The organism is Delftia sp. PX-1, from assembly GCF_055797465.1.
On sequence record NZ_CP184763.1, the window covers coordinates 5596291 to 5610769 of the forward strand.

Annotated in this window: 13 protein-coding genes; 5 read left to right on the forward strand and 8 right to left on the reverse strand. The window is 68.4% G+C overall.

Translation table 11 applies throughout. The annotated features are described in order from the left end of the window. Positions 1–6: 6 nt before the first annotated feature. From ACN20X_RS25555 to ACN20X_RS25575, 5 genes are all read right to left on the reverse strand, one after another. A complete protein-coding gene (locus ACN20X_RS25555; protein WP_016445735.1) occupies positions 7–495 on the reverse strand; it encodes a tripartite tricarboxylate transporter TctB family protein in 489 nt (162 codons plus the stop codon). 196 nt (positions 496–691) lie between these two features. Further along, positions 692–2494 carry a type IV pilus assembly ATPase TfpB gene (tfpB, locus tag ACN20X_RS25560; RefSeq protein ID WP_016445734.1) on the reverse strand — a complete coding sequence of 601 codons (1803 nt, stop codon included), beginning with the start codon at positions 2492–2494 and terminating at the stop codon, positions 692–694. Positions 2495–2563: 69 nt separating this feature from the next. Beyond that, a complete protein-coding gene (locus tag ACN20X_RS25565; RefSeq protein ID WP_016445733.1) occupies positions 2564–3364 on the reverse strand; it encodes a class I SAM-dependent methyltransferase in 801 nt (266 codons plus the stop codon). Positions 3365–3384: 20 nt separating this feature from the next. Then, on the reverse strand, positions 3385–3930 hold the full coding sequence (locus ACN20X_RS25570; RefSeq protein WP_133072222.1) for a DNA-deoxyinosine glycosylase: 546 nt from the start codon (positions 3928–3930) through the stop codon (positions 3385–3387). Positions 3931–4005: 75 nt separating this feature from the next. After that, the gene (locus ACN20X_RS25575; protein WP_016451088.1) at positions 4006–4827 is read right to left on the reverse strand and encodes a TatD family hydrolase; all 822 of its coding nucleotides are present in this window, start codon (positions 4825–4827) and stop codon (positions 4006–4008) included. A gap of 214 nt (positions 4828–5041) precedes the next feature. Between ACN20X_RS25575 and ACN20X_RS25580 the strand changes: the two genes are divergently transcribed. Next, entirely contained in the window at positions 5042–6508 is a 1467-nt protein-coding gene (locus ACN20X_RS25580; RefSeq protein WP_133072223.1) for a methyl-accepting chemotaxis protein, read from the forward strand. A gap of 43 nt (positions 6509–6551) precedes the next feature. On the opposite strand, the gene lolD is transcribed toward ACN20X_RS25580, so the two are convergent. From lolD to ACN20X_RS25595, 3 genes are all read right to left on the reverse strand, one after another. Continuing rightward, positions 6552–7268: a lipoprotein-releasing ABC transporter ATP-binding protein LolD gene (gene lolD, locus ACN20X_RS25585; RefSeq protein ID WP_013800885.1), complete on the reverse strand. Its 717-nt coding sequence runs from the start codon at positions 7266–7268 to the stop codon at positions 6552–6554. Continuing rightward, entirely contained in the window at positions 7261–8514 is a 1254-nt protein-coding gene (locus tag ACN20X_RS25590; RefSeq protein WP_034347641.1) for a lipoprotein-releasing ABC transporter permease subunit, read from the reverse strand. The genes lolD and ACN20X_RS25590 overlap by 8 nt, the downstream gene beginning before the upstream one ends. A 61-nt stretch (positions 8515–8575) precedes the next feature. Then, entirely contained in the window at positions 8576–9046 is a 471-nt protein-coding gene (locus tag ACN20X_RS25595) for a MarR family winged helix-turn-helix transcriptional regulator (RefSeq protein ID WP_016445728.1), read from the reverse strand. A 179-nt stretch (positions 9047–9225) separates the two neighbouring features. On the opposite strand from ACN20X_RS25595, the gene ACN20X_RS25600 reads away from it, so the two are divergent. The 4 genes from ACN20X_RS25600 (at position 9226) to recJ (ending at position 14412) form a co-directional block, all read left to right on the forward strand. After that, the gene (locus ACN20X_RS25600; protein ID WP_133072224.1) at positions 9226–10248 is read left to right on the forward strand and encodes a tripartite tricarboxylate transporter substrate binding protein; all 1023 of its coding nucleotides are present in this window, start codon (positions 9226–9228) and stop codon (positions 10246–10248) included. A gap of 44 nt (positions 10249–10292) precedes the next feature. Next, positions 10293–11618, forward strand: a complete 1326-nt coding sequence (locus ACN20X_RS25605) for a sulfatase family protein (RefSeq protein ID WP_133072225.1) — start codon at positions 10293–10295, stop codon at positions 11616–11618. Positions 11619–11684: 66 nt separating this feature from the next. After that, positions 11685–12683 carry a hypothetical protein gene (locus ACN20X_RS25610; RefSeq protein ID WP_017406863.1) on the forward strand — a complete coding sequence of 333 codons (999 nt, stop codon included), beginning with the start codon at positions 11685–11687 and terminating at the stop codon, positions 12681–12683. A gap of 10 nt (positions 12684–12693) precedes the next feature. Beyond that, positions 12694–14412: a single-stranded-DNA-specific exonuclease RecJ gene (recJ, locus tag ACN20X_RS25615; RefSeq protein WP_016445724.1), complete on the forward strand. Its 1719-nt coding sequence runs from the start codon at positions 12694–12696 to the stop codon at positions 14410–14412. The last annotated feature ends 67 nt before the right edge of the window (positions 14413–14479 follow it).

Here is a 14479-nt window from a genome sequence, read left to right on the forward strand (position 1 = left end):
TCCTGCTTAGCCGGTGATGAAGCTGGGCCAGACGGGGAACTGCAGATTCAGTGCCCACACGAAGGCCACATAGCTGCCTACGGCAAGGACGGTGGCCAGAATTGCCACTTCCTTGAAGTTGAAGCTATGGCCGCCCAGGCTGGCGATGAACACCAGCGCGTAGATGGCGACGATCAGACCGAACTGGGGAATGCCCAGATTGGGAACGCCGACCAGCAGGATGCCGAAGGCAAAGTTCGCGGCCAGGATGAAGAACACCTGCTTCCACGCCCACTTGCCGATTTTGTCACCGCCGGAGGGTCCCTTGGTCAGGCCGGAGAAGCAGATGGCCGTGCCCAGAATGGACATCAGCACACCCAGGATCAGCGGGAAGTAGCCCGGGCCCATGCGGGCACCGGTGCCGACGGTGTAGTTGGTTGCGCCGATCGCAAAAGCGAGGCCGACAACCAAAAACATCACGCCGGAAAAAAAGTCTTTCTGACTCTTGATTTTCACGAGAATGTCTCCTTACGGAATCACGACCCGGCGATTTTGCGTTCAGAAAAACTGTGTCCGAATGTGGATTCCACCTACAAAGGGCATACCCTCATGTCCTACCCGCATGAGGAAAAAAGGGTGCCCATGCCAGGCACCCCATCCATCATTGGCAACGGCCTGCGCAAGAGCAGGCACTTACGTTTTTATCCGCCAGTCAGCCCAGCAGGGGCGTGCTGGCCATGACCTCTTGCAGCGTGGTCACGCCTTCGGCCACGCGCAGGGCTCCGGCCAGGCGCAGCGGACGCATGCCGTCCTGCACGGCCTGGCGGCGCAGCGCATCCATGGACGGCGAGGTGTGGATCTGCTGCTTGAGCGCCTCGCTCACGGTCAGCAGCTCGTACAGGCCCATGCGCCCGCGAAAGCCCGTCATGCGGCAATCCACGCAGCCCACGGGCTTGTAGGGCTGGTAGCTGCCTGACAGTTTCCAGGGCCGCACGGCCTCGGCCAGCGTGGCGGCCGAAGTCTCCTCGTCGCGCTGCTTGCATTGCGGGCACAGCGTGCGCACCAGGCGCTGGGCCAGCACGCCCAGCAGCGTGGCGTTGATCAGGTAGGGCGGCACGCCCAGCTCCATCAGCCGGCTCACGGCGCTGGGCGCATCGTTGGTGTGCAGCGTGGAGAACACCAGGTGGCCGGTCAGCGCGGCCTGCACGGCCATCTCGGCCGTGGCCAGGTCACGGATTTCGCCCACCATGATGATGTCCGGGTCCTGGCGCATCAGCGAACGCAGTCCCTCGGTGAAGCCGAAGTCCAGCTGCGTCTGCACCTGGGTCTGGTTGAAGCTGGGCTCGATCATTTCGATCGGGTCCTCCACGGTGCTGACGTTGACCTCCTCCGTGGCCACGCGCTTGAGCGTGGAGTACAGCGTGGTGGTCTTGCCCGAGCCCGTGGGACCGGTCACGAGGATGATGCCGTGCGGGCGGCGCACCAGCTCGTTCCAGCGCTGGGCGTCATGGCTGGTGAAGCCCAGGGCGTCCAGGTCCTTGACCGTGTTGTCGGGGTCGAAGATCCGCATCACCAGCTTTTCGCCAAAGGCCGTGGGCAGCGTGGACAGGCGCATTTCCACCTCGTCGCCGCGCGGGTTGCGGGTCTTGATGCGCCCATCCTGGGGACGGCGCTTTTCCACCACGTCCATGCGCCCTAGCAGCTTCACGCGCGAGACCATGGCGTTGAGCACGCCCATGGGCACCTGGTAGACCGGATGCAGCACGCCGTCGATGCGAAAGCGGATCACGCCCTGGTCGCGCCGGGGCTCCATGTGGATGTCGCTGGCGCGCTGGTCGAAGGCGTATTGCCACAGCCAGTCCACCACGCGCACCACGCCCTGGTCGTTGGCATCGAGCTGCTTGCTGCTGTTGCCCAGCTCCACCAGTTGCTCGAAGCTGGCCGCGCTGGCCGCACCGCCGGCCTTCTCGGCAGCGCGCACCGACTTGGCCAAGGCGAAGAACTCGCCCGTGTAGCGCTTGAGGTCCACCGGACTGGCCAGCACGCGGCGCACCTTGCGGCGCGCCTGGCGCTCGACCTCGGCCACCCAGTCGTCAATGAAGGGCTCGGCCGTGGCCACCACCACTTCCTGCGGCGACACCTGCACGGGCAGCACCTTGTGGCGCTCGGCATAGCTGGCGCTCATGATTTCGCCCACGCGGCCCGCATCCACGCGCAGCGGGTCGATGCGCAGGTAGGCCAGGCCGCTGCGGCTCGCCAGGTACTGGGTCAGCTCCTCGATGTCCAGCGCGCGCCCGTCACCGGCCCGGGCCACGCCCACGTTGGCCAGCCGGACCAGCGGGTGCTGAGTGCTCTCGGCCTGCGAGCAGCGCGCCACGGTGCGCTGGGCCTCTTCGGCCGTGATCACGCCGTCGGCCTGCAGCCACTGCACCAGCCTGCGCCAGTCCAGGGGCCCCGAAGGATTGCGCGGAGCGACGGCGGTTGTGGGCTGTGCGGTGGAGGTCGGGTCGGACATGGCGTTGGGCCGGAAGCTGAACTGCGCCCTATGGTAAGCCTGCCGGCCTCCCTGCCCGGCCAGCCCGCTCTACCAGGGCCGCACGAAGATCTTGGGCCAGCGCGTGGTGGGCAGGTCCCAGCGGGCCTGCACCTGGGCGCTGGCGGCCTGCAGCGCTGCGGGGTCGAGCGCGCGCGGGGTGCGCTGGGCCAGCACCACGGTGTTGCCTTCGCGCGTGGGGCGGAAGGCCCACATGGCCTCTTCGCCAAAGGCTTCGGCCATGCGTGCCAGGCTGCGCTCGTAGCTGGAGGTGCGGCCGAACAGGTTGACGGTCATGATGCCGTCCTCGGTCAGCAGATTGCGGCAATCGGCATAGAACTCGGCGCTGTCCAGCACGGGCGCGGCCGCATCGTGGTCATAGAGATCCACGGCCAGCGCATCGACCGTGCCCAGCCACTGGCTCTTGCGGATTTCCTGGGCCGCATCGGCCAGCACCACGCGCAGCGTGTCGCTGTCGGGCGGCAGCTTGAACCAGCTGCGGCACACGGCCAGCACCTGCGGGTTCAGCTCGATGGCCGTGGTGCGCATGCGCAGCTTCTTGTGGCAGAACTTGGTGATGGCCGCGGCGCCCAGGCCCAGCTGCATGGCATGGCGGCCGGCCACGCTGGCGGGTTCCATGAACAGCAGCCAGCCCATCATGCGCTGCACGTACTCCAGCTCGATCTCGAAGGGCTCGCGTATGCGCATGGAGCCCTGTATCCAGGGCGTGCCCAGGTGCAGGTGGCGCACATCGCCATCGTCGGAGACGCTGACTTCGGGCAGCTCGGCGTCTGCGGCGTTGGCGGGAGAGGAAGGGGCGGCCTTGGCGGCGCCACGGGTCTTGCGTATCACGTCGGGAAAAATGGAAAGATTCAGAGCAGTTGATGGAGAGCCAGCGCCTCGCGCCAGGCCTGGACCTTGCGTTCGAAACGCCAGCTCGCGTTGGCCGGGCTGGTCGATGGCAGCTTCACGGCAGCCAGGCCCAGGGCCTGCGTGCGGCCGGCGTGCTTGTAGCTCTCGCCACCGTTGTGCAAGGCCAGCGTCAACTGCGGGCAGTGCGTGCGCAGCCCAGCGAAGTCGTTCACCTCGGCAGCGCGGATGGCGCTGTCCAGGCTGCCTTCGCGCTCGCAGCTGGCGTACACATCCCACAGCCCCAGGCCCCGGGCCAGCAGCCATTCGCAGCGGCCCGCATAGTCGTCGCGGCCGGGCTGCGGATACTCGGGCCACAAGGCCTGGAGCAGGGGCCAGAACTGGTTTTGCGGATGGGCATAGTACTGCTGCAATTGCAGCGATCGCAGGCCCGGAAAGCTACCCAGCACCAGGGCCCGGGTCCGCGCATCGGCCACCGGCGCCAGGCCCTGCCAGCGCAGGGTGCCGGGGGGCGGCAGGTCGGGAACGGTCAAGGACATGGCCGGCATTGTCGCCCAGCGGTCGCCGGGCTGCTGGCAGCGGGCGGCAAGACCGCTCAGGTTCAGGTTCCGCTCAAGCCTGGTTCAGGCCATGGCGGGCAGGCCTCGCAGCGCGGCACGCGCGTTGCGGCCCGTGGCCTCGGCCAGGGCCTGGGGCGTAATGCCGCGCAGTTGCGCAATCACATCCGCAATGCGTGCCAGCTCGGCCGGCGTGTTGCGGCCCTGGGCCTGGCCCTGGGCACGCTGCCCGGCCGTGGTGTAGAGCCAGTGCGGCGGAATGTCGGGAGCGTCGGTTTCCAGCACCAGCGCGTCCAGCGGCAAGCTGGCTGCCAGCTCGCGCAGCCTGAGCGCGCGGTCATAGGTCACGGCGCCGCCGAAGCCCAGCTTGAAACCCAGGTCGATGAAGGCCTGGGCCTGCTGCACGCTGCCGTTGAAGGCATGGGCAATGCCACCCGCCACAGGCCGCGCGCGCAGGGTCTTGAGCAGCCGGTCGCTGGACTTGCGCACATGCAGGATGACCGGGAGATCGAACTCGCGCGCCAGCGCGATCTGCTGCTCGTAGAACCAGACCTGCCGCTGTGCGTCCAGCCCCGGCACGAAGAAGTCCAGCCCGATCTCGCCCACGGCCACCAGTTGGGGATCGCCACGCAGCCGGTCCAGCGTCTCGCGCAATGCGGCAATGTCCTGCTCGCGGGCATTGGGCGTGTACAGCGGATGGATGCCCAGCGCATAGCTGTCGCCATGGCGCCGCGCCAGCGCCACCACGGTGTCCCAGTGCTCGCGCGCCACGGCCGGAATCACCAGATGCGCAACGCCTGTCTCGGCCGCCTGCGCGCGCACGGCATCGCGGTCGGCGTCGAATTCGGGGGCATCGAGGTGGCAGTGGGTGTCTATCCAGGCGGGCATGGCCGCATCATGCCACCGGCCCGGGCGGCGCCCGTCCAAGGGGCAGACGAGGCCCGGAGCAAGGGCAAACCCTTGGCTTATTGCGAGTCGGCTCCGTTTGACAAAATCAATACACGAATGGCTTGCGCCTCCATAAAAATACATAAAGTAACACTTGCACCCCGCATCGGGCTCCCGCATCACCGGCCGGCATGCTTTGGAGAGAGGAATTCCCATGAAGCGCTCAGCATGGAGTCGAATCCTGGACCTCGGTGGCGCACGCCGCAAGGCGGAGCTTGACGGGCAATTGGCCGCCATACACAAGTCCCAGGCGGTGATCGAGTTCGACCTGCAAGGCCATGTGCTGGCTGCCAACCAGAACTTCCTGGACACCATGGGCTACGAGGAGCACGAGGTCATCGGCCAGCACCACCGCATGTTCGTGGACAGCCAGGTCAGCGAATCCCCCGAATACGCCCGGTTCTGGCAGCGCCTGGGCAGCGGCATCCACGATGCGGGGCGCTACCGGCGCATCGCCAGGGATGGGCGCGATGTCTGGCTGCAGGCCAGCTACAACCCCATCTTCGACCGGCATGGCCGGCCCTTCAAGGTGGTGAAGTACGCCACCGACATCACCGAGCAGCAGCGCCGCAACGCCGATGCCGAAGGCCAGCTGGCGGCCATCTCCAAGGTGCAGGCCATCATCGAGTTCGACCTGGACGGCAACATCCTCCATGCCAACCGCCTGTTCCTGCAGGCCATGGGCTACACGCTGGACGAGGTCGTCGGGCGGCACCACAGCATGTTCGTCCAGCCCCATGAGCGCCAAAGCGCCGAATACGCGCAGTTCTGGCGCAAGCTGGGCAGCGGCCAGCACGATGCAGGCCAGTACCTGCGCATCGGCAAGCACGGCCGCCAGGTCTGGATCGAGGCCAGCTACAACCCCATCCTCGACGCCGATGGCCGGCCCTTCAAGGTGGTCAAGTACGCCCGCGATATCACGCGCCGCTTCACGGCCGCGCAGACCCTGGGCGAGGCCATGCAGGGCCTGAGCGAAAGCGCCGAGCACGCAGGCCAGGCCAATGAACTGGCCCGCCAGGCCTGCCGGGTGGCCGAGCAGGGCGGGCGCACGGTGCACGAGGTCATGGGCACCATGGAGTCCATCAGCGCCAGCTCGCGCAAGATCAACGACATCATCGGCGTGATGGACGGCATCGCCTTCCAGACCAATATCCTGGCGCTGAACGCCGCCGTGGAGGCGGCCCGCGCCGGCGAGCAGGGCCGGGGCTTTGCCGTGGTGGCCGGCGAGGTGCGGGCACTGGCGCAGAACAGTGCCGCCGCCGCCAAGGAGATCAAGCAGCTCATCCACACCTCGGTGGAGCAGGTGGCTCTGGGCGCCGAGCAGGTGCGACAGGCCGGCGGGACCATGCAGGAAATCGTGGATTCCTCCCACCAGGTCACGGCCATCATGGGCGACGTGGTGCAGGCCTCCATGGCGCAGTCTGCGCGGCTGCGCGAGGTCACGGCCGACCTGACGGCCCAGAGCGTAAACATCGGCGACACGCCCCGCGCGCAACCCGTGCGCAAGTCGCTGCCGGCGGCCATGGTTCCCGAGGCCCCGCAGATCAAGGCGGCGCCAGCGCCCACCGTGGTGCCTGTGCGCACGCCGCACATGGGCGGCAAGCTGCTGCGCATGGCCTGACGCCGGAGCGCGCAGGACGGCGCACGCAGGACCCAGTACAGGGTCAGGCCAGCTGTCCCTGCACCAGGCGCACCATGCGGTCGCAGCGCGCCGCGAGCTGCTCGTCGTGCGTGACCATCACAAAGGCCGTGCCATGGCTGCGCGCCAGCTCCAGCATCAGGCGGAACACGGTGTCGGCCGTGCTGCGGTCCAGGTTGCCGGTGGGCTCGTCGGCCAGCACGCAGGCAGGCTGCGTGACCAGGGCGCGGGCAATGGCCACGCGCTGGCGCTCGCCCCCCGACAGCTCGGCCGGCCGGTGCAGCATGCGTTCGCCCAGGCCCACGGCCGCCAGCATGCGTGCGGCGCGCTCCATGCACTCGGCCCTGTCGTCGCGGCGTATGCGCAGCGGCATGGCCACGTTGTCCTGGGCGCTGAATTCGGGCAGCAGATGGTGGAACTGGTAGATGAATCCCAGGTGCCTGTTGCGCAGCGCACCCTGCTTCTGGGCGCTGAGTTCATGCAGGGGCTCGCCCTTGAGGGTGACGCTGCCGCTGGTGGGGGCATCCAGCCCGCCCAGCAGGTGCAGCAGCGTGCTCTTGCCCGAGCCCGAGGCGCCGACAATGGCCAGCGTCTCGCCCGCACGCACCTGCAGGTCGACACCTGCCAGCACCTGCACGTTGAGCCGTCCTTCGGCGAAGCGCTTGGTCAGGCCGCGCGCATCGAGGACCACGGCGCCCTGCTGGGACACTTCGAAACCGGGCATCACATTCACTTCATTCATAGCGCAGCGCCTCGGCGGGGTTCACGCGGCTGGCGCGCCAGCTGGGATAGATGGTGGCGACAAAGGCCAGGACCAGGGAGATCACGGCGATGGGCATGATGTCGCTGTACTGCGGATCGCTGGGCATCTTGCTGATCAGGTAGATGTCCTTGGGCAGGAAGTTGGCATGCAGCAGGCGCTCGATGGCCGGCACGATGACATCGATGTTGAAGGCGATGCCCAGGCCCAGCAGCAAGCCCGCGAAGGTGCCGATGACGCCGACCATGGCGCCCTGCACCATGAAGATTCCCATGATGCTGGACGGCGAGGCGCCCAGCGTGCGCAGGATGGCGATGTCGGCGCGCTTGTCGGTCACCGTCATCACCAGCGTGGACACGAGGTTGAACGCAGCCACGGCCACGATGAGCGTGAGGATGATGAACATCATGCGTTTTTCCAGCTGCACGGCCGCGAACCAGGTGCGGTTCTGCTGGGTCCAGTCGCGGATCAGCAGGCGGTCGGTGATGGTGTGGGCCAGTTCCATGGCCACGCGCGGTGCCTCATGCAGGTCCTTGAGCTTCAGGCGGATGCCGGTCGGCCCTTCCAGGCGGAACAGGCGCTGCGCGTCCTCGTAATGCATCATCACCAGGGCCGAGTCGTATTCGTAGTGGCCGGAGTCGAAGGTGCCGGCCACATGCATCTGCTTGAGGCGGGGCACCACGCCGGCCGGCGTGACCTGGCCGCCCGGGGCGATCAGCGTGACCATGTCGCCCTGGCGCACGCCCAGCGAGCGCGCCAGCTCCACGCCCAGCACCACGTTGAACTCGCCAGGCACCAGGCGCTGGAGCACCTCGGCATTGGTGGCGGCCACGTCGGTGACCTCCCCCTCGCGCGCCGGATCGATGCCGCGCACCAGCGTGCCCTTCATGTCCTCGCCGCGTGCCAGCAGCGCCTGGGCCGCGACGAAGGGTGCGGCGCCCAGCACGTCGGGGTTGGCGCGCGCCTCGCGCATGGTGCGCTCCAGATCGGGCAGCGCCGCACCCTGGGGCGCGAAGATCTCGATGTGCGAGACCACGCTGAGCATGCGGTCGCGCACTTCCTTCTGGAAGCCGTTCATCACGCTGAGCACGATGATCAGCGCCGCGACACCGAGGGCGATGCCCAGCATGGAGACGCCGGAGATGAACGAGATGAAGCCGTTGCGGCGCGTGGCGCGCCCGGCCCGGGTGTAGCGCCAGCCGACGGCCAGTTCGTAGGGAAATTGCATGGGCATGCATTGTGTCATCGCCCGCAGGCCCTGCATGGCGGCAGGCTTTGCCGTCGGCGTGTCAGCGCCGGTGCCGTCCGCGGTCCACGCGCGGCAGGGCGTCGTAGCGACCCTCTGCCTCCAGCGTCAGCGCATGGCGCTGCAGCCTGGCCAGCAAGGTGTCGAATTGTTCAAGTTCCTCGTCGCTGAGCACGGACACCAGGTCCAGGTGGATCTGGGCCATGCGCGGCAGGATCAGGCCGTACATGCGCCGCCCCTCGGCGGTCAGCGACACGGCCACGCGGCGGCGGTCGCCGGGCAGGGGGCTGCGCTGCACCCAGCCCTTTTCCTCCAGCCCGCTGAGGGCGCGCGAGGTGCGTGCGCGGTCCAGCTGCGCGCGTTCAGCCAGCTCCGACGACAGCAGGCCCTCGTTGGCAGCCACCGTGGCCATCACGCCCCACTCGCGGCGCGTGATGCCGAAATGCGCCTCGCACATGCGCATGGCCACGCCGCCGGCCGCACCAAAGTAGCGGTTGATGCGAAACAGCAGCATCTGCTGGATGGACGTGGGGGCTGGACGGGTATTCACGGGGAACAGTTGATTAGATCAATTGCTGCAGGGACTTCTACAGTGGCCCCGTCCGGAAAGGAGACAACGGGAGCCACCGTCCGGAGCCGGCCTGGGGATTCTCGCAAAGCCCGGCGCCCCCGCAGCGCAGAAAGTTCGCCACCATGTTTTCCCTGTTCCAAGCCACCCATGCCACCCATGCCTTGCGCGGCCCGCTGCTGCGGGCCGGCCTGGCCCTTCTGCTGGGCCTGGGCTCCGGCGCTGGCGCCCGGGCCGATGCGGCCGCCGATGCTGCCGCCTGGCCCGCCAAACCCGTGCGCATCGTCGTCGCCTTCGCGCCCGCTGGCGCCGCCGACATTCTTGCGCGCAGCCTGGGCGAGGTACTGCAGCGTGAACTCAAACAGCCCTTCGTCGTGGACAACCGGCCCGGCGCGGGCGGCAACATCGGCACCGACAACGCGGCCAAGGCGCCCGGCGACGGCTACACGCTGCTGGTCGGCATCGACACGACCTTCACCGTCAATCCCTTCATCTACAAGAGCATGCCGTTCAAGGGCACGGACCTGCGTCCCGTGATGATGATCGCCTCGCAGGGAATGATGGTGGCCGTGAATCCCCGCACCGGCCTCAGGACGCTGGACCAGTTCATCGCCCAGGGCAAGAAAAGCGGCCTGACGCTGGGCTCGGCCGGCTACGGCACGCCGGGCCACCTGGCCTCGGCCATCCTCACCCATGCCACGGGCGCCAAGGTCAGCCACGTGCCCTACAAGGGCAACGCCCCGGCCAGCACGGCCGTGCTGGCCGGCGAGGTGGAGGGCGGCATCATCAGCTCCTCGGCCATGCTGGGCCAAGTGGCGGCCGGCAAGGTCGTGCCGCTGGCCGTGACCACGCGCCAGCGCAACCCGCTGGTGCCCGGCGTGCCCACCGTGGGCGAGCTGGGCCACAAGGACCTGGAGCAGGAAGTGCTGTTCGCCCTGTGGGTGCCGGCCGCCACGCCCGAGCCGCTGGTCGCCAGGATCCAGTCCGCGCTGGAAAAGGCCATGAAGGATGCGGCGCTGCGCGAGCGCATGCGCGCCAACGACCTGTTCTACGAAGGCCTGACCGGCCCGGCCGCCGCCGAACGCATACAGGCGCTGGCCGACCGCTACCGGACCGTGATCCAGTCCACCGGAATGAAGATGGAATGAGCGCCGCCGCTTCCCGTCCACAACCCTGCACAGAGCGCATGTCCATGTCCCGTCCCAATATCCTCTTCATCGTGGCCGACGACCTCGGCTATGCCGACCTCGGCTGCTACGGCGGCCGGGCGGCCGACTTCGGCCCGGTATCGCCCGTGCTCGACCGACTGGCCGCCGGTGGCCTCAGGCTCACCCAGGGCTATGCCAACTCGCCCGTGTGCTCTCCCACGCGCTTTGCCCTGGCCACGGCGCGCTACCAGTACCGCCTGCGCGGTGCGGCCGAGGAACCCATCAACAGCAAGACACGCGGCACGCCGCTGGGCGAGAAGCTGGGCCTGCCGCCGGACATGCCCACCGTGGCCTCCATGCTCAGGGATGCGGGCTACCGCACGGCGCTGATCGGCAAATGGCACCTGGGCTACCCGCCGCACTTCGGCCCGCTGCGCTCGGGCTACGAGGAATACTTCGGCCCCATGTCGGGCGGCGTGGACTACTTCACCCACCTGAGCAGCTCGGGCCAGCACGACTTGTGGGTGGGCGAGGAGGAACACCATGACGAGGGCTACCTGACCGACCTGCTGTCGCAGCGCAGCGTGGACTTCGTCCACCGCATGGCCCAAGGCGATGCGCCCTTCTTCCTGAGCCTGCACTACACGGCGCCGCACTGGCCCTGGGAAACGCGCGAGGACCGCAGCACGGCCGAGGCACTGGGCGCAGGCATTGCCCACCTGGACGGCGGCAACATCCACCAGTACCGCCGCATGATCCACCACATGGACGAAGGCATAGGCTGGATCGTCGAGGCGCTGCGCGCCAACGGGCAGCTGGACAACACCCTCATCGTCTTCACCAGCGACAACGGCGGCGAACGCTTCTCCGACAACTGGCCCCTGGTCGGCGGCAAGATGGACCTGACCGAGGGCGGCATACGCGTGCCCTGGATCGCGCACTGGCCGGCCGTGATCGCGCCGGGCCGCAGCAGCCCCCAGCACTGCATGAGCATGGACTGGTCGGCCACGGTGCTGGATGCCGCCGGCGTGCAGGCGCCAGAGGGCCATGCGCTGGACGGCATCTCGCTGCTGCCCGTGCTGCGCGCCGAAGATGCCGAATTCCCACGCACCCTGCACTGGCGCATGAAGCACCGCGGCCAACGTGCCCTGCGCGATGGCGACTGGAAGTACCTGCGCGTGGACGGCATCGACTACCTGTTCGACCTTGCCGCCGACGAGCGCGAGCGCGCCAACCAGGCAGTGCGCGCGCCCGAGAGACTGGCCGCCATGCGCAGCGCCTGGGAAGACTGGAACCAGGGCATGCCACCCATCCCCGAGGACGCCACGGTCAGCCTGGTCTCTTCGGCCCGCGACATGCCCCAGCGCTGAACCGCGCTCCAAGGGGAAAAACGAAGGCGCCGGCATTGCGGCAACCCATGCCCGACAATAGCGGCCATGCTTTTGACTGCGCCCCTGGTGTCCTCCACCCAAGCCCCGCTGGAGGAAACGACCGAATGGATCATTCCCTATGCCGGCGGTCCGTCCTCGGATGCAGCGGATGACGCTGCCGTCGCGGCCGTCTGGGGCGGCCTGGAGCTGCCCCATCTCCAATCGCTGCTGGCGCTGATGCAGCCCGCGCCCGCACAGACCGGCACGGAGATGGATTTTTCTCCCCCCCACGAACGCGCCCTGGCGCACTCGCTGGGCCTGCCCGATACACCGGGCCTGATTGCCTGGGCCGCCTGGCAGGCCGGTGAGACGGCACAGGCCTGCGCCTATGTCACGCCCTGCCACTGGCACATAGGCGCAGACCAGGTGCACCAGAGCGATCCCGCCACCACACCCCTCAGCGATGAGGAATCCCGCCAGCTGCTGGCCCTGCTGGCGCCCTGGTTCGCCGACGACGGCATCGTGCTGGAGTACCAGCAGCCGCAGCGCTGGCTGGCGCGCGGTGCGCTGTTCGATGACCTGGCCACGGCCTCCATGGACCGCGTCATCGGCCGCGACGTGCGGCCCTGGCTGCCCGATGCGCAGCAGGCGCGCGCCCTGCACCGCCTGCAAAGCGAGGTGCAGATGCTGCTCTACACCCATGTCTTCAACGACGCCCGCGCCGCGCGCGGCCAGGTGCCCATCAACGCCTTCTGGGTCCACGGCGCCGGGCGCCTGCAGCCCGGCACGGCCACCGGCGCCAAGGCCGCCGTGCAATGCCTGGACGACCTTCACGCCGCAGCCCTGCAGGGCAACCCCGCTGCGTGGCGCGAGGCCTGGAAGGCGCTGGACGCCGGGCTCATCGCCCGCCTGCTGGAGCGCGTGCGCGCAGGCCACCCGCTCACGCTGACGCTGTGCGGCGAACGCCATGCCATCGCATGGAGCAGCCGCCCGCCGCGCTGGCTGGACAGGCTGACGGGCCTTTTCGGCCCCCGCGCCCTGCCCGACCTGGGCCGCATGCTCTGACACACTGCCCATGAAAATCATTCCCCGCGAGATCCCTGCGCAGCAGGCCTGGGCACTGCGCCAGGCCGGTGTCCACCCGCTGCTGGCCCAGCTCTACGCCGCACGCGGCGTGTGCTCCGCCGACGAACTGGACGACACGCCCGCGCGCCTGCTGGCCCCCTCGGGCCTGCTGGGCATGGACGCCGCCGTGCGGCTGCTGGCCGATGCCATAGAGCGCGGCCTGCGCCTGTGCATCGTGGCCGACTACGACTGCGACGGTGCCACCGCCTGCGCCGTGGGCTGGCGCGGCCTGCGCATGCTGGGCGCGACCGAGGTCGGCTACCTGGTGCCCGACCGCGTGGTGGACGGCTACGGCCTGACACCCCCCATCGCGCGCCGTGTCAAGGAAACCGGCGCCGACGTGATGGTCACCGTGGACAACGGCATTGCCAGCGTCGAAGGCGTGGCCGAGGCCAAGTCCCTGGGCCTGCAGGTGGTCGTCACCGACCACCACCTGCCCGGCAACCACCTGCCGCTGGCCGATGCCATCGTCAACCCCAACCAGCCCGGCTGCAGCTTCGAGAGCAAGTCCATGGCCGGTGTCGGCGTGATGTTCTACGTGCTGCTGGCCCTGCGAGCCGAACTGCGCGCGCGCGGCCGCTTCGACAAGGCCAGCCAACCCCGGCTGGAGGCCCTGCTGCCCCTGGTCGCCCTGGGCACGGTGGCCGACGTGGTCCGGCTGGACGCCAACAACCGCCGCCTGGTCGCCCTGGGCCTCAAGCAGATACGCCGGGGCCAGATGCAGCCGGGCCTGCAGGCCTTGTTCGACGCGGCCGGCCGCAAGGCCTTTGCGGCCACCACGTTCGACTTCGGCTTTGCCCTGGGCCCGCGCATCAATGCAGCAGGCCGGCTGTCCGACATGACCATCGGCATCGAGTGCCTGACCACAGACGATGCGGGCCGCGCCGCCAACCTGGCCCAGATGCTGGACGCCATCAACCGCGAGCGCCGCGAGCTGGAAGGCGGCATGCGCGAGCAGGCCCTGCTCATGGCCGAGGGCCTGTGCACGGACGGCATGACGCCGCCGGCCGCCATCAGCGTGTTCGACCCCGATTTCCACGAAGGCGTGGTCGGCATCGTGGCCTCGCGCATCAAGGACCGCATGCACCGGCCCAGCTTCGTCTTCGCAGCCAGCGGCGCGCCGGGGCACGAGCATGAACTCAAGGGCTCGGGCCGCTCCATTCCCGGCTTTCACCTGCGCGACGCGCTGGACCTGGTATCCAAGCGCCACCCTGGCCTGCTGCTGCGCTTCGGCGGCCACGCCATGGCGGCCGGCTGCACCATTGCCGAAGCCGGATTCGCCGTGTTCGAGAAGGCCCTGGCCCAGGTGGCCCAGGAATGGCTGGACGCGGCCACGCTGACGCGGCGCATAGAAACCGACGGGCCTCTGGACCCGGATTTCCGCAAGCCGGAAATGGTCGAGCAGCTCAATCTCGCGGTCTGGGGCCAGGGCTTTGCGCCTCCCACCTTCAGTGAACAGCTGGAAGTGCTGTCACAGCGCCTGGTCGGGGAAAAGCACCTGAAACTGCAATTGCGCCATCAGGGCGAAACCGTGGACGGCATCTGGTTCGGCCATACCGACCCGCTGCCGTCATCGGCCTGCATTGCATTTCGCATGGACATCAATGAATGGCGCGGAGAGCGCAAGGTGCAATTCCTGATCGAGGGCGTTCATTCGGACGTTTCCTAGAGATTCCACCGGCCCTTCACGGCGCCGCTCGGTTAATATCCCCGGTTTTTTGCAACAATTTATTGCA

Excerpts from the sequence above, each read along its gene's own strand:
- tfpB (WP_016445734.1), bottom strand. The coding sequence starts at position 2,494 with ATGTCCGACCCGACCTCCACCGCACAGCCCACAACCGCCGTCGCTCCG.
- ACN20X_RS25570 (WP_133072222.1), bottom strand. The coding sequence starts at position 3,930 with ATGCCGGCCATGTCCTTGACCGTTCCCGACCTGCCGCCCCCCGGCACC.
- ACN20X_RS25575 (WP_016451088.1), bottom strand. The coding sequence starts at position 4,827 with ATGCCCGCCTGGATAGACACCCACTGCCACCTCGATGCCCCCGAATTC.
- ACN20X_RS25580 (WP_133072223.1), top strand. The coding sequence starts at position 5,042 with ATGAAGCGCTCAGCATGGAGTCGAATCCTGGACCTCGGTGGCGCACGC.
- lolD (WP_013800885.1), bottom strand. The coding sequence starts at position 7,268 with ATGAATGAAGTGAATGTGATGCCCGGTTTCGAAGTGTCCCAGCAGGGC.
- ACN20X_RS25590 (WP_034347641.1), bottom strand. The coding sequence starts at position 8,514 with ATGCAATTTCCCTACGAACTGGCCGTCGGCTGGCGCTACACCCGGGCC.
- ACN20X_RS25595 (WP_016445728.1), bottom strand. The coding sequence starts at position 9,046 with ATGCTGCTGTTTCGCATCAACCGCTACTTTGGTGCGGCCGGCGGCGTG.
- ACN20X_RS25600 (WP_133072224.1), top strand. The coding sequence starts at position 9,226 with ATGTTTTCCCTGTTCCAAGCCACCCATGCCACCCATGCCTTGCGCGGC.
- ACN20X_RS25605 (WP_133072225.1), top strand. The coding sequence starts at position 10,293 with ATGTCCCGTCCCAATATCCTCTTCATCGTGGCCGACGACCTCGGCTAT.
- ACN20X_RS25610 (WP_017406863.1), top strand. The coding sequence starts at position 11,685 with ATGCTTTTGACTGCGCCCCTGGTGTCCTCCACCCAAGCCCCGCTGGAG.
- recJ (WP_016445724.1), top strand. The coding sequence starts at position 12,694 with ATGAAAATCATTCCCCGCGAGATCCCTGCGCAGCAGGCCTGGGCACTG.